Origin of the sequence: Mesorhizobium sp. M1365, from assembly GCF_040317865.1 — a bacterium.
Taxonomy (GTDB): domain Bacteria; phylum Pseudomonadota; class Alphaproteobacteria; order Rhizobiales; family Rhizobiaceae; genus Mesorhizobium.
This window is the reverse complement of sequence record NZ_JAMYLG010000008.1, coordinates 127,292-145,168: the sequence shown is the minus strand read 5'-3', so window position 1 is coordinate 145,168 and position 17,877 is coordinate 127,292. Positions and strand designations below refer to the sequence as shown.

The 17,877-nt window shown below is 62.6% G+C and carries 13 protein-coding genes and 1 pseudogene; 9 read left to right on the top strand and 5 right to left on the bottom strand.

Annotation, left to right across the window (positions count from 1 at the left end; genetic code table 11):
- Positions 1 to 2: 2 nt before the first annotated feature.
- Both topA and NKH04_RS12675 read right to left on the bottom strand, forming a co-directional pair.
- The gene (topA, locus tag NKH04_RS12680; RefSeq protein WP_352471768.1) at positions 3 to 2,618 is read right to left on the bottom strand and encodes a type I DNA topoisomerase; all 2,616 of its coding nucleotides are present in this window, start codon (positions 2,616 to 2,618) and stop codon (positions 3 to 5) included.
- Positions 2,619 to 3,065: 447 nt separating this feature from the next.
- A pseudogene (locus NKH04_RS12675) lies at positions 3,066 to 3,442 on the bottom strand (COG4315 family predicted lipoprotein).
- A 187-nt stretch (positions 3,443 to 3,629) separates the two neighbouring features.
- Here NKH04_RS12675 and NKH04_RS12670 point away from each other — a divergent pair.
- Complete coding sequence (locus NKH04_RS12670; RefSeq protein WP_352471765.1) at positions 3,630 to 4,376, top strand: cytochrome c biogenesis CcdA family protein; 747 nt, start codon at positions 3,630 to 3,632, stop codon at positions 4,374 to 4,376.
- 24 nt (positions 4,377 to 4,400) lie between these two features.
- Here NKH04_RS12670 and NKH04_RS12665 read toward each other — a convergent pair whose 3' ends face one another.
- Positions 4,401 to 5,294, bottom strand: a complete 894-nt coding sequence (locus NKH04_RS12665) for an SDR family oxidoreductase (RefSeq protein WP_352997548.1) — start codon at positions 5,292 to 5,294, stop codon at positions 4,401 to 4,403.
- A 128-nt stretch (positions 5,295 to 5,422) separates the two neighbouring features.
- Between NKH04_RS12665 and NKH04_RS12660 the strand changes: the two genes are divergently transcribed.
- Both NKH04_RS12660 and glmU read left to right on the top strand, forming a co-directional pair.
- Positions 5,423 to 6,370: an AraC family transcriptional regulator gene (locus NKH04_RS12660; protein WP_352502464.1), complete on the top strand. Its 948-nt coding sequence runs from the start codon at positions 5,423 to 5,425 to the stop codon at positions 6,368 to 6,370.
- Between the two features lie 130 nt (positions 6,371 to 6,500).
- Positions 6,501 to 7,862 (top strand): bifunctional UDP-N-acetylglucosamine diphosphorylase/glucosamine-1-phosphate N-acetyltransferase GlmU, encoded by a 1,362-nt coding sequence (gene glmU / locus NKH04_RS12655; protein WP_352502465.1) that lies wholly within the window; start codon positions 6,501 to 6,503, stop codon positions 7,860 to 7,862.
- A gap of 1 nt (position 7,863) precedes the next feature.
- On the opposite strand, the gene NKH04_RS12650 is transcribed toward glmU, so the two are convergent.
- Positions 7,864 to 8,217 carry an ADP-ribosylation/crystallin J1 gene (locus NKH04_RS12650; RefSeq protein WP_352971191.1) on the bottom strand — a complete coding sequence of 118 codons (354 nt, stop codon included), beginning with the start codon at positions 8,215 to 8,217 and terminating at the stop codon, positions 7,864 to 7,866.
- Positions 8,218 to 8,444: 227 nt separating this feature from the next.
- Here NKH04_RS12650 and glmS point away from each other — a divergent pair, with 227 nt between their 5' ends.
- The 4 genes from glmS (at position 8,445) to NKH04_RS12630 (ending at position 11,834) form a co-directional block, all read left to right on the top strand.
- Positions 8,445 to 10,268 carry a glutamine--fructose-6-phosphate transaminase (isomerizing) gene (gene glmS, locus NKH04_RS12645; protein WP_352971194.1) on the top strand — a complete coding sequence of 608 codons (1,824 nt, stop codon included), beginning with the start codon at positions 8,445 to 8,447 and terminating at the stop codon, positions 10,266 to 10,268.
- Positions 10,269 to 10,381: 113 nt separating this feature from the next.
- Entirely contained in the window at positions 10,382 to 10,663 is a 282-nt protein-coding gene (locus NKH04_RS12640; protein WP_352471757.1) for a type II toxin-antitoxin system RelE/ParE family toxin, read from the top strand.
- A gap of 37 nt (positions 10,664 to 10,700) precedes the next feature.
- Positions 10,701 to 11,000: a HigA family addiction module antitoxin gene (locus tag NKH04_RS12635; RefSeq protein WP_031212869.1), complete on the top strand. Its 300-nt coding sequence runs from the start codon at positions 10,701 to 10,703 to the stop codon at positions 10,998 to 11,000.
- A gap of 81 nt (positions 11,001 to 11,081) precedes the next feature.
- Positions 11,082 to 11,834, top strand: coding sequence for a DUF502 domain-containing protein (locus NKH04_RS12630; RefSeq protein ID WP_352471756.1), 753 nt, complete (start codon positions 11,082 to 11,084; stop codon positions 11,832 to 11,834).
- On the opposite strand, the gene recG is transcribed toward NKH04_RS12630, so the two are convergent.
- Positions 11,786 to 13,894, bottom strand: a complete 2,109-nt coding sequence (gene recG / locus NKH04_RS12625) for an ATP-dependent DNA helicase RecG (protein WP_352471755.1) — start codon at positions 13,892 to 13,894, stop codon at positions 11,786 to 11,788. The two genes, NKH04_RS12630 and recG, sit on opposite strands and share 49 nt — an antisense overlap.
- Positions 13,895 to 13,985: 91 nt before the next feature.
- On the opposite strand from recG, the gene NKH04_RS12620 reads away from it, so the two are divergent.
- Together NKH04_RS12620 and mfd are read left to right on the top strand one after the other, a co-directional pair.
- Positions 13,986 to 14,273 carry an FAD assembly factor SdhE gene (locus NKH04_RS12620; RefSeq protein ID WP_352471754.1) on the top strand — a complete coding sequence of 96 codons (288 nt, stop codon included), beginning with the start codon at positions 13,986 to 13,988 and terminating at the stop codon, positions 14,271 to 14,273.
- Positions 14,274 to 14,286: 13 nt separating this feature from the next.
- Positions 14,287 to 17,784, top strand: a complete 3,498-nt coding sequence (gene mfd / locus NKH04_RS12615; protein WP_352770309.1) for a transcription-repair coupling factor — start codon at positions 14,287 to 14,289, stop codon at positions 17,782 to 17,784.
- Positions 17,785 to 17,877 lie beyond the last annotated feature (93 nt).

Genomic DNA, 17,877 nt, shown 5'->3' with positions numbered 1-17,877 from the left:
TCCTATCCCTTTTTCCTGGCGGCCGGTTTTTTGGCCGCAGCCGGTTTCTTCGCAGGCGCGGCCGCTTTGCGGAAGGGCTTCCTGGCACCGTTGCCGCCCTTGGCTTCCTTTTCCGCAATGAGCGCCACCGCATCCTCGATCGTCACCGATTGCGGATCCTTGCCCTTCGGCAGCGTCGCATTGACCTTGCCGAAATTCACATAAGGCCCGTATTTGCCGTCGCGCACGACTATTTTGCCGCCGCCGGCAGGATGCTCGCCTAGTTCCTTGAGCGCAGCGGCTGTGCCGCCATTGCGGCCGCCTTTGCCCTTCAATTGCTTCTCGGCGATCACCGAGACGGCGCGATTGAGGCCGATCGAGAACACGTCCTCGATGCTGTCGAGATTGGCGTAGGTGCCGTCATGCAGCACGAACGGCCCGTAGCGCCCCAGCCCGGCCGAAATCATCTTGCCGGATTCCGGATGCTTGCCGACGTCGCGCGGCAGCGACAACAAGGCGAGCGCCTTTTCGTGATCGATCGAATCGACCGTCCAGCCCTTGGGCAGGCTGGAGCGCTTGGCATCCTTGCCGTCGCCGCGCTGGATATAGGGGCCGAACCGGCCATTGCGCAGCGTGATCTCCTCGGCGGTATAGGGGTCCTTGCCGAGCACTTTGGTGCCGTCTTCACCACCGCCGTTCTCGCCATTGGGATTGGCGGCGTCGCCGAGCTGGCGGGTGAAGGAGCATTCGGGATAGTTCGAACAGCCGACGAAGGCGCCGAACTTGCCGAGCTTCAGCGACAGGTTGCCGGTACCGCATTTCGGACAGATGCGCGGGTTCGAACCGTCTTCCCGCGCGGGAAAGACCAGCGGCGCCAGTTCCTCGTTCAATGCATCGAGGACGTCGGTGACGCGCAACTCCTTGATGTCGGCGACGGCGCCGGAAAAATCCTTCCAGAAATCGCGCAGCACGTCCTTCCATGCGAGCTTGCCGTCGGAAATCTCATCGAGCTTTTCCTCCAGCGAAGCGGTGAAGTCGTACTCGACATAACGCTCGAAGAAGCTTTCGAGGAAGGCCGACAATAGCCGGCCCTTGGCCTGCGGCACCAGCTTGCGCTTGTCGATGGTGACATAGTCACGATCCTCGAGCGTCTTCAGGATCGCCGTATAAGTCGACGGCCGGCCGATGCCCAACTCTTCCAGCTTCTTGATCAGCGAAGCTTCCGAATAACGCGGCGGCGGTTCGGTGGTGTGCTGGGTGGCGTTGATCGCCTCGCGTGTGAGCTGCTCGCCGGCACGGATCTCGGGCAGGCGGCGGCTTTCCTCGTCTTCCGAATCTTCTTCCTTCTGCTCGATGTAAGCGGCAAGGAAGCCGTCGAAGCGAACAACCGAGCCTACAGCACGAAGCTCGGCGGTGCGCGGGCCGTTGATGGCCTCGACCTCGACCGTGGTGCGCTCTATCTCGGCCGGCTGCATCTGGCTGGCGATGGCGCGTTTCCAGATCATCTCGTAAAGCCGCGCCTGGTCAGCGTCGAGATACTGCCTGACGGAAGCCGGCGTGCGCATGAAATCGGTCGGACGGATCGCTTCGTGCGCCTCCTGGGCATTCTTGGCCTTGGCGGAATAGTAGCGCGGCTTTTCAGGCAGGTATTTAGGGCCGAATTCCTTGGCAATCGCATCGCGCGCGGCAGAGATCGCCTCCGGCGCCATCTGCACGCCGTCGGTTCGCATGTAGGTGATCAGGCCGGTGGTCTCACCGCCGATCTCCATGCCCTCATAGAGCCGCTGAGCCACCTGCATGGTGCGGTTGGCCGAAAAGCCGAGGCCCGATGAGGCTGCCTGCTGCAGCGTCGAGGTGGTGAAGGGCGGCCCGGGATTGCGCTTGGTCGGCTTGGCTTCGACCGACGCCGCCTTGAAGCTGGCGCCTTCGAGCATCGCTTTGATGTCGTCGGCCTGCGCCTTGTTGGAAATGTCGAGCTTTTGCAGCTTCTTGCGCTCGAAGGCGGTCAGCCGCGCCTCGAAATTATCCTTGCGCGGCGTACCGAGAATGGCGGCGACCTGCCAGTATTCCTCGCGGATGAAGCGCTCGATCTCGGATTCGCGGTCGCAGACCAGACGCAGCGCCACCGACTGGACGCGGCCGGCGGAGCGGGCGCCGGGCAGCTTGCGCCACAGCACGGGCGACAGCGTGAAGCCGACCAGATAGTCGAGCGCGCGGCGAGCGAGATAGGCATCGACCAGCGGCGCGTCGATCTGGCGCGGATTGGCCATCGCCTCCAGCACGGACGCCTTGGTGATGGCGTTGAAGACGACGCGGCTGACCGGCTTGTCCTTCAACGCGCGCTTTTGCTTCAGCACTTCCAGGACATGCCAGGAGATCGCTTCGCCCTCGCGGTCCGGATCGGTGGCGAGGATCAGCCCGTCGGCGTCCTTGACCGCCTTGGCGATATCGGCGAGACGCTTTCCAGACGCCGTGTCGACGGCCCAGGACATGGCAAAGTCCTCATCCGGACGCACCGAGCCATCCTTGGCCGGCAGATCGCGGACATGGCCGAACGAGGCCAGAACCTTGTAGTTCTTGCCGAGGTACTTGTTGATTGTCTTCGCCTTGGCCGGCGATTCGACGACGACGACGTCCATACGGTCTCATATCAGTTGTGATGCGGCAGAAGAATTCCGCTGCGCGCGACGAAATCTCGTTCAATGTGTCGCTCACATGGCCGCGCTTTTGCATCCGGTCAAGGCCAAGCAGTCAAAATGCGGCCCTGTACCGAATGCGCAACCCAACGGCGCGCCATGCGATTTCCGCAATCCTGGACAAGGGAAATGAGCAGCCTATCGCTGGACAAACCCGGCAATTGATCCTGGAGAACGGGACAAACTCTCCCGCGGATATAAGAGAAACATCGAGCACGCGCCAGCCCTGCTTGAACAGATGCTGTAAAGCGCGCAATCGCTTGCCCGGCATTTTGCTCGGACAGTCGCAAGGAAGTACCGTGCTGAAAAGCTGGCCGCCGGGGCGGTTGGGTCGAGTTCCCAGCGACCAGCCGTGTTACCGCCCGTTACGGCCGATCAGAAGCTCAAGGCCTAGTCGGCCTTGGCGATATGCCAGACGCCGCCGACACCCTCGCCGGTCACGTCGCCGGCCTTCTTGTCCTTGATGAACGTGTAGAGCGGCTTACCTTCGTAGCCCACATCCTGGTGCCGTCGGTGCGGTCGACGATCGTCCACTCGCTCTCGGCCTTGGCGTTGGCGTCAGCCTTCAGCGGCGGCCAATTGGCGGCGCATTTGTCGTAGCAGTTCGACTTGCCCGCCTCGTCCTTGTCGTAGGTGTAGAGCGTCATGCCGCTGGCGTCGGTGTAGATCTTGGTGCCGCCGACCTCCGCTTCCTTCCACGCCTCGGCAGCGAAGGATGCGGCAGTGCCGAGCAAAAGCGCGGCCATGCCAATTGCGATCGTTTTCATGGACTTCTCCCTGGATCATTCGAAAAGCGCGCGGAACAACGCAGTTTCGTTTGATCAACGCTGCCTGGCCGCCCTTTCTTCCCGGGCGGGCGTCGACTTGCTACCCAATGTGATGGGGCCACGCGATGGTGATTGGCGGACGGCTGTTGTCGCGGCTATATGGCTGCGCAGTCATCGGGAGACGGAAATGGCATTGGACGTCGGCTATGTCAGTGCGATCGGGGCGGGAGCAATTTCCTTCCTGTCCCCCTGCGTGCTGCCGCTGGTGCCGCCTTACCTGTGCTATATGGCCGGCGTGTCGGTCGACGATTTCCGCGGCGAGGCCGGCATTACGGCAAAGGCCGGCGCGCGAGGCGCGCTGATTAATTCCTCAATCGCCTTCGTGCTCGGCTTCTCGACCGTCTTCGTCGCACTCGGCGCCGGCGCCTCGACCATCGGCCATTTGCTGCGAGTCTGGCAGGAGCCGCTGGCAATGGCGGCAGGCGTGCTGATCATCCTGATGGGGCTGAATTTCCTCGGCGTACTGCGCATCCCTTTGCTTTCACGCGAGGCGCGCTTCCAGTCACAAGGCAAGCCGGCCAGCCTGATCGCCGCTTACGTCATGGGCCTGGCCTTCGCCTTTGGCTGGACGCCCTGTATCGGCCCGGTGCTGGGGCCGATCCTGACGCTTGCCGGCGGCCGCGAGACGGTGGGCGAGGGCGCGCTGCTGCTCGCCGCCTATTCGCTCGGCCTCGGTATTCCCTTCCTCGTTGCGGCGCTGTTTTCAGGCGCCTTCATGCGCTTTCTCGGGAAATTCCGCGTCCATCTCGGCCGCGTCGAAAAGGCCATCGGCGCGTTGCTGGTGGTCGCCGGCGTGTTTTTCCTGACCGGCGGCGTGCAGGCGGTGTCCTATTGGTTGCTCGAGAATTTTCCGGTGCTGGGGCAATTGGGATAGGTTTGCCGCCCGACATGGGTCTGTTCAGCCTTCGAAATAGCCCGGCTGGTCGATATCAGCGATCAGCCCGGGTCCGCTCGGCTGCCACCCCAGCAGCGCCTGGGTCCGTTCGCTCGAGGTCGGGACATCCATCGCCGCGAACATAGCGAACCAGCCAAAATGATCGGCGGCTTCTTCCGCGGACTTGGCGACGACCGGCACGTTCAGGCGCCGGCCGATCACGCCGGCGATGTCCTTGAACGGCACGCCTTCTTCGGCGATCGCGTGATATCGCCCGCCACCGGCTCCATGCTCGAGCGCAAGCCGGTAAACGCGGGCTGCATCGAACCGATGCACGGCAGGCCAGCGATTGAGCCCTTCGCCGATATAGGCCGACACGCCCTTCTTGCGAGCGAGGTCGATGAGAATAGGAACAAAAGCGTGGTCGCCTTGGCCATGGACCGACGGAGGAAGGCGCACAACCGACGCGCGCACGCCGCGTGCCGCCAGCGCGGCGGCTGTCGCTTCGGAGGCGCGGGGATACGAAGCGGAAGATGGGACAGGCGCATCTTCCTCGGTCGCGATACGGCCCCGCGCCTGGAGCGCGGTCCCGGAGGTGACGAGCAGGGGCCGCTCGGAGCCTTCGAGTGCACCGCCCAAGGCCTCGATGGCGCACCGGTCCATCTCGCAGTTTTGCGCGAACTTCGAGAAGTCGTGGTTGAAGCCGGTATGGATCACTCCATCAGCTGCCGCTGCGCCCCTGCTGAGGCTTTCGAGGTCTTCGAGGTCACCTCGATGCACCTCGGCTCCGGTGGCTGCAAGCGACTTGGCCGACGCCGCCGAGCGGGCGAGGCCGAGCACCTGATGGCCGGCGCCGATGAGTTCTTGAACGACGGCAGAACCGACGAATCCGGTCGCTCCGGTAACGAAAACACGCATCACGACTTCTCCTGTCCGTTTCTGGCCACGACCATTTTCGCGGCTCAGTTGTGTCGTGATAGGCGCTTGAGAAAATACGATCTATGCGGTAAAGTCCGTATTATCTTCGCAATCGTCCGGAATGACCTGTGGATCCCCTTTCAGATGTGCTCTCGCTGCTGAAGCCGCGAAACTATATGTCGGCCGGTTTCGATGCTGGTGGTGAATGGTCGATCCAGTTCCCCGACCAGCAGCAAAGCATCAAGACCGGAGCGGTGGTCTCCGGCCGGTGCTGGCTGTCTGTGGAGGGCGTTGCTGACGCAGTGCGCCTTGAGACGGGAGACTGCTTCCTGCTGCCGAGTGGACGGCCTTTCCGCCTTGCAAGCGACATGAGCTTGACGCCTGTTGAAGCCGTCAAGATTTTTCCGCCTGCGCGAGCCGGCGGTGTCGTGACCCACAATGGCGGTGGTGATTTCTTTCTGGTCAGCAGCCGCTTCGCGCTTGGCGGCAATCATGCCGGCATGCTGTTGCGGATGCTGCCAGCCATTGTGCATATCCGCAAAGAGTCGGACCAGTCGGCGCTGCGCTGGTCTGTGGAGCGGATGATGCAGGAGCTGCGCGAGCCGCAGCCGGGCGGCTTTCTGATGATCCAGCACCTCGCCCACATGATGCTGGTTCAGGCGCTGCGGCTGCATCTTTCGGAAGGATTGAAAGGTGGCATCGGCTGGCTCTTTGCCCTCGCGGACAAACAGATCGGCGCGGCGATCAGCGCCATGCATGACGATCCGGCGCATGGCTGGACGCTACAGGAACTGGCGGAACGGGCCGGCATGTCGCGATCGACCTTTGCGCTCAGATTCAAGGAGACGGTTGGCGCGTCGCCGATGGACTATTTGACGCGCTGGCGAATGCTGCTGGCTGGCGACCGGCTGACGAATTCCAGCGATCCCGTCGCCGTCATAGCGCTTTCGCTCGGCTACGAATCCGAAAGCGCCTTCAGCACAGCCTTCAAGCGGGTCATGAACTGTTCGCCACGGCAATACGGCCGTGGCCGAGCCCCCAGCTTCGCATCACGCAACGAGGCGGAAGCCGCCTGAGCCGATCGGCTTGAGCGTGTCGCGGGTTGGAGGTTCCACCGTCTCACCGGAATTTAACCGCATTGGTGCAGCATGGCGCCGGTGCTACTAACGCTTCGATTCCAGACCCCTTTCAACGGTTGCTGTCCCCATGAGCCAGAGATCCTGCCTGTCCATCATCCTCGCCGCCGGTGAAGGCACGCGCATGAAGAGTGCAGTGCCGAAAGTGCTGCACACAATCGCGGGCCTGCCGATGGTTGCCCATGTCGTCAAGGCGGCCGAAGCCGCCGGCAGCGGCGAATTGGCGCTGGTGATCGGCCATGGCGCCGATGAGATGCGCAAGGCTGCACTCAAGTTTGCGCCGAAGGCCGAGGCTTTCGTTCAGGAAAAACGTCTCGGCACCGCGCACGCCGTGCTTGCCGCACGTGCAGCAATATCAAAAGGTTATGACGATATCTTGGTGATGTTTGGCGACACGCCGTTGATCGATCCGGAAGCGCTCGCGGCGGCGAGGCTGAAGCTGGCGGAAGGTGCGGCCGTCGTCGTGGTCGGCTTCCGTACGGAAAATCCTTCGGGCTACGGCCGGCTTATCGAAAAGGCCGGCAAGCTCGTGGCCATCCGCGAGGAGAAGGACTGCTCGGACGAGGAGAAAAAGATCACCTTCTGCAATGGCGGGCTGATGGCGGTCGCCGGCAGGCACGCGCTGAAGCTGCTCGATCAAGTCGGCAGCAAGAACGCCAAGGGCGAGTATTATCTCACCGACATCGTCGAGATCGCCGCTGCGCAGGGACTTGATGTCGTCGCCACCGAAGCCAGTTTCGAGAACGCGCTCGGCATCAACAACCGTGCCGAGCTTGCCCAGGCGGAAGGTATCTGGCAGCAGCGCCGGCGGCGCGAGGCGATGCTTTCTGGCGTTACGCTGATCGCGCCCGAAACTGTGTTCTTCTCGCACGACACCGAGATCGGCGCCGATACGGTCGTCGAACCCAATGTCTGGTTCGGGCCGGGCGTGAAAATCGCGACGGGGGCCAAGATCCATGCCTTCAGCCATATCGAAGGCGCCACCATCGCGTCGAATTGCGATGTCGGGCCGTTCGCGCGGCTGCGGCCCGGGGCCGATCTGAGAACCAAGGCCAAGGTCGGCAATTTCTGCGAGGTCAAGCAGGCGATCGTCGAGGAGGGCGCGAAGGTCAACCATCTGACCTATATCGGCGATGCCCGCATCGGTGCCGGCGCCAATATCGGCGCCGGCACCATCACCTGCAATTATGACGGCTATTCGAAATTCTTCACCGATATCGGCGAGGGCGCCTTCATAGGCTCGAACTCCTCGCTGGTGGCGCCGGTGTCGATCGGCAAGGGCGGCTACATCGCCTCGGGCAGCGTCATTACCGAAAGCGTACCCGACGATGCGCTGGCTTTCGGCCGCGCCCGCCAGCGGACTCTACCCGGCAAGGGCAAGGAGTTGCGAGAGCGTTTTTCTCAGGCCGCGGCGGCCCGCAAAAAAGGGTAGACTAGCGGAACTCGGCGACAAGCTGGATTTCGCCAACGATTGCATCGTTGAAGGCCGACAGGTCTTCGGCCGGGATCCAGTATTCCAGATGCGCCCGGCTGCCGGCATGCTGGACGCTGTAACGGTCCAGAAAGCTGCGACGCACCTCGAAACGCGTCACGAAACCTGATCCGCTCGCGGGCACGTTCCAGTCTCGGGCGATCTGGGTGGCATAGGCCTCGCTGGTAACCGGATAGAAGATCGGCTGATCAGCAGGTCGAGGAGGAAAGGCGCGCATCCCTGCCCTCTGGATCAACGCCAGTTCGCGGGGACCAACCGGACGCCAAAGCGTCACCGTGTCAATTCGTTCGTTCATAGCCGCATCATGTCTTTGACTGATTTCTGGAGCCGTTGAGCCGAGATAGGATACATAAGCGGAGAAACTGAGCAATTGCAGTAACCGGATTGCAAGTGCGCCCTGTCATGGTGCATCTGTGCAGGATAGTCCGGCTGATACCGGACGAAATGGAATGTGATTTTTCGCGGCAGCCCGGCAGTCTCTAAATAGCGCCGGGTTTGAGGTCGGAATCGGGGGCAAGCGCCATGTGCGGTATCGTTGGAATTGTCGGTGACTCGCCGGTCGCGCCGCTTATCGTCGATGCGCTGAAAAGGCTCGAATATCGCGGCTATGACTCGGCCGGCGTCGCCACGATCGAGCACGGCAGGCTTGACCGCCGCCGCGCCGAGGGCAAGCTGGTCAATCTCGAGCGCCTGCTGAAGGACGAACCGCTCGACGGCATGATCGGCATCGGCCACACGCGCTGGGCCACGCATGGCGTTCCGAACGAGAGTAATGCGCATCCGCATTTTTCCGACGGCGTCGCCATCGTCCATAACGGCATCATCGAGAATTTCGCCGAATTGCGCGACGAGCTGATGCGCGACGGCTACAGCTTCACCTCGCAGACCGATACCGAAGTCGTCGCGCATCTGGTGGCGCGCGAACTGGCCAGGGGGCTGAAGCCGGTTGAGGCGGCGCACAAGGCGCTGAAGCGGCTGGAAGGCGCCTTTGCGCTCGCCATCATGTTCAAGGGCGACGAGGATCTGATCGTCGGCGCGCGCAATGGCCCGCCGCTCGCGGTCGGTCATGGCGACGGCCAGATGTTCCTTGGCTCCGACGCCATTGCGCTTGCCCCTTTCACCAATTCGATCACCTATCTGGAAGACGGCGACTGGGCGGTGGTGCGCCGCAACGAGGTCGATATCTTCGACATGGGCGGCAACAAGGTCGACCGCAAACGCCAACAGTCGCTCAGCACGAGCTTCATGGTCGACAAAGGCAACCGCCGCCATTTCATGGAAAAGGAAATCCATGAGCAGCCGGAAGTGATCTCGCACACGCTGGCGCATTATGTTGATTTCATCAGCGGCGTCTCGAAGCCGCTCGACCTGCCGTTCGATTTCGCCAAGATCGACCGGCTGGCGATCTCGGCCTGCGGCACCGCCTATCTCGCCGGGCTGATCAGCAAATACTGGTTCGAGCGCTATGCGCGGCTGCCGGTCGACATCGATGTCGCTTCGGAGTTCCGCTATCGCGAGATGCCGCTGTCGAAGAACGATGCCGCTTTCTTCATCTCGCAATCGGGTGAGACCGCCGATACGCTGGCGTCGCTGCGCTACTGCCGCAAGGCCGGCATGAAGATCGGCGCGGTCGTCAATGTGCGCGAATCGACCATGGCGCGCGAATCCGACGTCATCCTGCCGACATTGGCCGGCCCGGAGATCGGCGTCGCCTCGACCAAGGCGTTCACCTGCCAGCTTTCCGTGCTGGCCTCGCTGGCGGTGCGGGCCGGCGTGGCGCGCGGAACGATTTCGCAGGAGCAGGAGAAAACGCTGATACGCGAGCTGTCGGAAGCGCCGCGTTATGCCAACCAGGTGCTAAAGCTCGACGGGCAGATCGAAAAGATCGCGCGCGACCTCTCGCACTACAAGAACGTGCTTTATCTCGGCCGCGACACCAATTTTCCGCTGGCCCTGGAAGGCGCGCTGAAGCTCAAGGAAATTTCCTATATCCACGCCGAAGGCTATGCCGCCGGCGAGTTGAAACACGGCCCGATCGCGCTGATCGACGAGAACATGCCCGTCATCGTCATCGCCCCGCATGACCGTATCTTCGAAAAGACCGTCTCGAACATGCAGGAGGTGGCGGCGCGCGGCGGCAAGATCATCCTGATCACCGACAGCAAGGGCGCCGCGCACGCCACGGTGAAGACGATGGAGACGATCGTTTTGCCGGACGTGCCGGAAATCATCTCGCCGATCATCTACGCACTGCCGATCCAGATGCTCGCCTATTTCACCGCCGTGTTCATGGGCACGGATGTCGACCAGCCGCGCAATCTGGCGAAATCGGTAACGGTGGAATGATCGGTTTCCAAACGGCTGCCGATAGGGTCCAGCGACAATTTAGTATCAGTTATTGATACGTATTTCTTGCACCCTGTCTTGTATCAATGTATGATACAAGACGAGGGCAGAAGTTGATCGTTTCGTTCAAAGGCAAAGCGGTGGAAGCGGTTGCCGAGGGGAAGACTCCGAAAGGTTTTCCACCGGATCTGGTTGCCCGTGGCGAACGTCGTCTTCGAGCGATCGAAAACGCCGCACAATTGGTCGACCTTCGATCGCCACCCGGAAATCGCCTTGAAGCCCTGAAAGGGAGCAGAGCTGGGCAGCATTCAATTCGTATCAACGACCAATGGCGTATCTGCTTCAAATGGACCAACGCTGGCGCCGAAGAGGTGAAGATCGTCGACTACCATTGAGCGCGCACTTGCCCTAAACCCTTGAGGTCTCTGAACCATGCTCAAGTTCGTACGTCCAATTCACCCCGGAGAGTTCCTGCGCGAGGAATATCTCGTCCCGCTCGGTATGAGTGCCGGTGCGTTGGCGAAGAAGCTCAATCTTCCTCGTACCCGTATCGAACGCATTGCCAAGGAAGAGATCGGCCTGACTCCTGATACCGCGCTTCGCCTCGCCAGGTTCTTCAACACCACGCCGGAATTCTGGATGAATTTTCAGCAGGCTTATGAACTTGAAACCGAGGCGAAGAAACTCGCACCGGAGCTCGAGAAGATCGAACCGCTGGAAGCCGCGGCATAGTTGATCTTTTAAAAACTTCGCCATTCCAAAGCGCCTTGGGGTTCAGTAGTGTCGCGCTGCAAACACACGCTGCGGTGAACCATGTCGGATGCTCTCAAGACCTCAGGCATGACCCGGCTGAGAAACTATTTCCTGACCGGCTTCGTCGTTTGCGCGCCGCTGGCGATTACCGCCTACATTGCCTGGTCGCTGATCGGCTGGGTCGATTCCTGGGTGAAACCCTACATTCCGGTACGCTACAATCCGGACACGTACCTGCCGTTTCCAGTGCCGGGTTTTGGGCTGATCGTTGCCCTGATCCTCATCACCTTCATCGGCTTTATGACTGCAAATATCGTTGGCCGCGCCATCGTCAACTTCGGCGAGCGCCTGCTTGGCCGCATGCCGCTGGTGCGCGGCATCTACCGTTCGCTGAAGCAGATTTTCGAGACAGTGCTGTCGAACAAGGGCGACATGTTCCGGCAGGTCGGGTTGGTCGAATATCCGCGCAAAGGGGTCTGGTCGCTTGTCTTCGTCGCCAGCGAGAAGGAAACCGAGATCAACCAGAAGCTCGACCGGGAAGGCGATCCGCTGATTGCCGTGTTCATGCCGTGTACGCCCAACCCGACGACCGGCTTTCTGATGTATGTGCCGAAATCCGACATTGTGCTGCTCGACATGACAATCGAGGACGGAGCCAAGCTGATCGTGTCGGCCGGCCTGGTGGCGCCAGCTGTCAAAATGGTGACGGTGAACGGCGAGCATATCCACGGCGCGCTTGCCAATCCTCCGCTCGACACGATGCCTCAGCCGGCACGCAGGAGCCGCACGGCCTCGTCGCGGCCGAACAGATAGAGCAACAGGCGCAGCGCCGTGCCGCGTTCGGACTGCAGTTCCGGATCGCGCGACAGGATCAGCCGCGCATCGTCGCGAGCGGCCTCGAGCAGGTCGGCATGCACCTCGATGCGCGCCACCTGGAAGCCCGGCGTGCCAGACTGGCGAGTGCCGAGCAACTCGCCTTCGCCGCGCAGCTTCAGATCCTCTTCGGCGATACGGAAGCCGTCCTCGGTCTCGCGCATCACCGACAAACGGCGTTTTGCCGTCTCGCCGAGCGGGTCCTTGTAGAGCAGCACACAGGATGAAGGCTTGTCGCCACGCCCGACCCGGCCACGCAATTGGTGCAACTGGGCGAGGCCAAAACGCTCGGCATGCTCGATGACCATGATCGTCGCATCAGGCACATCGACGCCGACCTCGATGACGGTGGTGGCGATCAGGATACGGGTGTCGCCCTGCTTGAAGGCGCGCATCGCCTCGTCTTTGTCGGTGCCTTTCATGCGGCCGTGCACCAGGCCGATGCGGTCGCCGAACAGCGGCTTCAGCGAGGCAAAACGGTCCTCGGCCGACATCAGCTTGATCTCCTCGGATTCCTCGATCAGCGGACAGATCCAGTAGATTTTCTGGCCATCGGCGACGGCGTCGAGCATGCGTCCGATCAGTTCGTCGAGCCGTTCAAGCGGCAAGGTGACGGTGCGGATCGGCTGGCGGCCGGCCGGCTTTTCCGTCAGCTTCGACACATCCATGTCGCCGAATGCAGTCAGCACCAGCGTCCGCGGTATCGGCGTTGCTGTCATCACCAGCATGTCGGGCGCATCGCCCTTGGCGGTAATGGCAAGGCGCTGATGGACGCCGAAACGGTGCTGCTCGTCGACGACGGCGAACACGAGGTCACGGAACGTCACCGTTTCCTGGAACAGCGCATGGGTGCCGACGACGATGTCGATGTCACCATTGGCCAGCCCGGTCAGCGTGTCGGCACGCTCGCGGCCCTTTTCGCGACCTGTGAGGACGGCGACACGCAGGCCGGCCCGTTCCGCCAACGGCGCAATTGTTGCCAGATGCTGGCGCGCCAGGATTTCGGTCGGCGCCATCAATGCCGCCTGGCCGCCGGCCTCGACGGCACGCGCCATGGCAAGCAGCGCGACCACCGTCTTGCCGGAGCCGACATCGCCCTGCAAAAGGCGCAGCATGCGTTCGGGGTCACCGAGATCGGCGTTGATTTCGGCAAGCGCCATTTCCTGCGACATGGTCAGCGAATAGGGGAGTGCCACGCGCAGTTGTTCGACTATGCGGCCGTCGCCGACCAATGGCCGGCCAGATAATCGGCGGACCTTGGCCCGCACCAGCGCCAGCGATACCTGGCCGGCCAAGAACTCGTCATAGGCAAGGCGCCGCCACGCTGCGCCGTCGACAGAGACGTCGATCGGGTCGGCAGGATTGTGGATGCGGTTGAGCGCATCGCTGAAAGCAGGAAAGGCATGGCGGCGCCGGAACTCACCGTCCTGCCATTCGGGTAGCACCGGCAGGCGGGCCAGCGCCTGGCCGATGGCCCGGCGCAGCACCTTGCCCGAGAGCCCGGCGGTCAGCGGATAGACCGGCTCGACCAGCGGCAGGTTTTCCGCGTCACCGGCAAGTGCGATATGGTCGGGGTGAACCATGGTCGGGCGGCCGTTGAACCATTCCATGCGGCCGGAGACGACGACATGCTCGCCTACGGGCATTGCTTTTTCGAGATAGGCGGCATGGGCATGGAAGAAGGTCAGCGCGATCTCGCCGGTGTCGTCATGGGCGTAGACCCGGTACGGGACCGACCTGTTGCCGCGTGGCGGCGGCTGGTGGCGGTCGATGCGGACGTCGAGCGTAACGATGGCGCCTTCCGCCGAGCCGGCGATGCCAGGCCGGTTGCGGCGGTCGATGACAGTATGCGGCAGCACGAACAAGAGATCCCCGGCGCGCGCGGCCCGGTCGCCGAGGTCGGCTGCTACGACTTTTTCGATCAGGGCGCCAACTTTTGGCCCGACCCCGGCAAGCGAGGTGATCGGGACAAACAGCGGATCGAGGAGGGAGGGACGCATGATGTCAGCTTATGTTGCGGCGACTGTCGCGCAAGGCTGACACCGCCTTCTATCCACGCTATATGCGCCGCCTGGGCAAGGATATTGCAAGATGACCGGAACGAAACGATCAAGCGAGGGCCTCGATGCCCGCCGCCGCAAGCTTCTGTTTCGTTCGTGGCACCGCGGCATGCGCGAGATGGACCTTATACTCGGCAGCTTCGCCGATGCCGAGATCGGCGCCTTGACCGGCGACGAAATCGACCAATATGAGAGGCTCCTCGACATTCCCGACACCGAATTCCTGCCTCTCGTCACTGGCGAACGCCCGGTTCCGGCGGATATCGACTGTACCGTCCTGCAAAAAATCCTGGCTTCGCGCCGGGAGATGACCTTCTGAACAACGTGTAGCCATGAGCCTTATCCCTACGATCGGTCTGCCGAAAGGCCGCGCCGGCCAGTTCATCGTCGATGGCGTCGCCGACGGCTACGAAGCCTTTGCGCTGGTGCAGGCTGCGCACGAGATCGCCCCTGACAAGCCGGTGCTGTTCGTGGCGCGCGACGGCCAGCGCCTGCCGGCGATCGTCGAGGCGCTTGCCTTTGCCGCGCCGGGCCTGCCGGTGCTGGAACTGCCGGCCTGGGACTGCCTGCCTTACGACCGCGTCTCGCCCGGCGCCGACGCCGCCGCAAGGCGGCTCGATGCGCTGGCAGCGATGATCGCGCTGGCGAAGAAGCCGCACCGCGCCGTCATTCTCACCACCGCGAATGCCTTGCTTCAACGCATTCCGCCGGCGGAACTCGTCGAGGCGCAGACCTTTCACGCCAAGCCCGGCAACCAGATCGACATGAACGCGCTGGTGTCACGGCTGGAGACTTCCGGCTTCGAGCGGGTGCCGACGGTGCGCGGCATCGGCGAATTTGCGGTGCGCGGCGGCATTCTCGATCTCTTCGCGCCCGGCTGGACGGAGGCACTGCGCCTCGATTTCTTCGGCGATACGCTGGAATCGATCCGCGTCTTCGACACCGCAACCCAGCGCACCATCGGCCAACGCAAATCGATGGCGCTGCAGGCGATGAGCGAGGTGGCGCTGACGCCGGAAACCATCAGCCGCTTCCGCCGCGCCTACATCGAAGCCTTTGGCGCGCCCTCCCGCGACGATGGGCTCTATGCGGCGGTCAGCGAGGGCAGGCGGTTTGCCGGCATGGAGCACTGGCTGCCGTTCTTCTATGAGCGGCTGGAAACCGTGTTCGATTACCTGCCGGATGCGCCCGTGGTGTTTGATCATCTGGCGCATGAGGCACTGGCCGAGCGCCACACTCTGATCCTCGATCATTACGAGGCGCGAAAAAAACAGGCCGACGGCGCCTTGAAGGATGCCGTGCCCTACAAGCCGGTGTCGCCGGATCAGCTTTATCTGTCGCCCGAGAACCTGATTGCCTCGCTTGGTCCGCGCGAAGCGATCGACTTCACCTCCTTCGACGCGCCCGATGCCGGTGCGAAAAAGGTGTTCCATGCCGGCTCGCGCCATGGCCGCAGCTTCGTCGAGGAACGCGCCGACCCTAACGCCAACGTCTTCGACGTCGTCGTCAAACACATTTCCGACGAGCGCGCTACACGCCGCCGTGTCGTCGTCGCCGGCTGGACTGAAGGTTCGCTCGACCGGCTCGGCCAGATCCTGGTCGAGCATCACCTTGGCAATCTGGAGCCGGTGGCGACGCTTGCCGAAGCCGAAAGGCTTGAGCCAGGGCAGGCGGCCCTGGCCGTGCTGCCGCTCGAATCCGGCTTCGAGACCGAGAAACTGGTCGTCGTCGCAGAGCAGGACATTCTCGGCGACCGGCTGATCCGGCGCTCGAAGCGCAAGAAGCGCGCGTCCGACGTCATCGCCGAGGCTTCGGCATTGTCTTCAGGCGATATCGTCGTGCATGCCGACCATGGCATTGGCCGCTTCATCGGGCTGCGCACCATCGAGGCGGTCGGTGCGCCGCACGATTGCCTTGAAATCCACTATGCCGGCGACGATCGGCTGTTCTTGCCGGTGGAAAACATCGAGCTGCTGTCGCGCTATGGCTCGGATTCGGCCGAGGCGACGCTCGACAAGCTTGGCGGCGGCGCCTGGCAATCGCGCAAGGCACGGCTGAAGAAACGTCTGCTCGACATGGCCGGGGAGCTGATCCGCATCGCCGCCGAGCGACAAATGCGGGCCGCACCGGCGCTGGTGCCGGCGGAAGGCCTCTATGGCGAGTTTGCGGCGCGTTTCCCCTATGAAGAAACCGACGACCAGCAAACGGCAATCGATTCGGTCATGGGTGATCTGGGCGCTGGAAAGCCGATGGATCGGCTGATCTGCGGCGATGTCGGCTTCGGCAAGACCGAAGTCGCGCTTCGTGCCGCCTTCATCGCGGCGATGGAAGGCTTTCAGGTCGCGGTGGTGGTGCCGACGACATTGTTGTCGCGCCAGCATTTCAAGACCTTCTCGCAGCGCTTCTCCGGCCTGCCGATCCGCGTCGCCCAGGCCTCGCGGCTGGTCGGCGCCAAGGAACTGGCCGAGACCAAGAAGGGCGTCGCCGAAGGCCAAGTCGACATTGTCATCGGCACGCACGCGCTGCTCGGCTCCTCGATCTCGTTCAAGAATCTCGGCCTGCTGATCATCGACGAGGAGCAGCATTTCGGCGTCAAGCACAAGGAGCGGCTGAAGGATCTCAAGACCGACGTCCACGTTCTGACGCTGTCGGCGACGCCGATCCCGCGAACGCTTCAGCTTGCCTTGACCGGGGTGCGTGAGCTGTCGCTGATCGCCACGCCGCCGGTCGATCGCATGGCCGTGCGTACCTTCATCTCCCCTTTCGATCCGCTGGTCATCCGCGAGACGCTGCTGCGCGAGCGCTACCGTGGCGGCCATTCCTTCTACGTCGTACCGCGTATCAGCGATCTCACGGAAATCCATGATTTCCTGCGCGAATCCGTGCCTGAGCTGAAAGTGGCGGTGGCCCACGGCCAGATGCCGCCCGGCGAGCTCGACGATATCATGAATGCCTTTTATGACGGCCAGTACGATGTGCTTTTGTCGACCACCATCGTCGAATCCGGCCTCGATATACCGACCGCCAATACGCTGATCGTACACCGCGCCGACATGTTCGGCCTGTCTCAGCTCTATCAGTTGCGTGGCCGCGTCGGCCGTTCGAAGGTGCGCGCCTATGCGCTGTTCACTCTGCCCGCCAACCGCAAGCTAACCGATACAGCCGAGCGTCGGCTGAAAGTGCTGCAATCGCTCGATACGCTAGGCGCCGGTTTCCAGCTGGCCAGCCACGACCTCGACATCCGCGGCGCCGGCAATCTGCTTGGCGAAGAGCAGTCGGGCCACATCAAGGAGGTCGGCTTCGAGCTCTACCAGCAGATGCTGGAGGAGGCGGTGGCCGAAGTGAAGGATTCCGGCGAGGTGCAGGACGGCGGCTGGTCGCCGCAGATCGCCGTCGGCACGGCGGTGATGATCCCGGAAAGCTACGTCCCGGATCTGCAGCTCAGGCTGGCGCTCTATCGCCGTCTTGGCGATCTCGAAAATACGGAAGAGATCGATGCTTTCGGCGCCGAGCTGATCGACCGGTTCGGACCGTTGCCGGAAGAGGTAAAGCATCTGTTGAAGATCGTCTTCATCAAGGCGCTTTGCCGCAAGGCCAACGTGGAGAAGCTCGACGCCGGGCCGAAAGGTGTCGTCGTCCATTTCCGCAAGCGGGAATTCCCCAATCCGGTCGGGCTGGTCAAGCTCATCGGCGAACAGGGCTCGCTGGCCAAGATCCGACCCGACCAGAGCGTCGTCTTCAGCCGTGACTGGGCGACGCCCGAGAAGCGGCTGGCTGGCTCAGCGGTTGTCATGACGCAGCTGGCGCGGCTGGTGGAGAAGGCGGCGTAGCAGCGCGTGGCTGGTGCTCTGGGCACAGCCGCATCGGCACTTTCGCAGTGCCGTGCTCATTCGCCACGCGACCACTTCCGGTCTAGAATAGGA

Coding starts and splice junctions, on each gene's coding strand:
- topA (WP_352471768.1), bottom strand. CDS start 2,618: ATGGACGTCGTCGTCGTCGAATCGCCGGCCAAGGCGAAGACAATCAAC.
- NKH04_RS12670 (WP_352471765.1), top strand. CDS start 3,630: ATGGCATTGGACGTCGGCTATGTCAGTGCGATCGGGGCGGGAGCAATT.
- NKH04_RS12665 (WP_352997548.1), bottom strand. CDS start 5,294: ATGCGTGTTTTCGTTACCGGAGCGACCGGATTCGTCGGTTCTGCCGTC.
- glmU (WP_352502465.1), top strand. CDS start 6,501: ATGAGCCAGAGATCCTGCCTGTCCATCATCCTCGCCGCCGGTGAAGGC.
- NKH04_RS12650 (WP_352971191.1), bottom strand. CDS start 8,217: ATGAACGAACGAATTGACACGGTGACGCTTTGGCGTCCGGTTGGTCCC.
- glmS (WP_352971194.1), top strand. CDS start 8,445: ATGTGCGGTATCGTTGGAATTGTCGGTGACTCGCCGGTCGCGCCGCTT.
- NKH04_RS12635 (WP_031212869.1), top strand. CDS start 10,701: ATGCTCAAGTTCGTACGTCCAATTCACCCCGGAGAGTTCCTGCGCGAG.
- NKH04_RS12630 (WP_352471756.1), top strand. CDS start 11,082: ATGTCGGATGCTCTCAAGACCTCAGGCATGACCCGGCTGAGAAACTAT.
- recG (WP_352471755.1), bottom strand. CDS start 13,894: ATGCGTCCCTCCCTCCTCGATCCGCTGTTTGTCCCGATCACCTCGCTT.
- NKH04_RS12620 (WP_352471754.1), top strand. CDS start 13,986: ATGACCGGAACGAAACGATCAAGCGAGGGCCTCGATGCCCGCCGCCGC.
- mfd (WP_352770309.1), top strand. CDS start 14,287: ATGAGCCTTATCCCTACGATCGGTCTGCCGAAAGGCCGCGCCGGCCAG.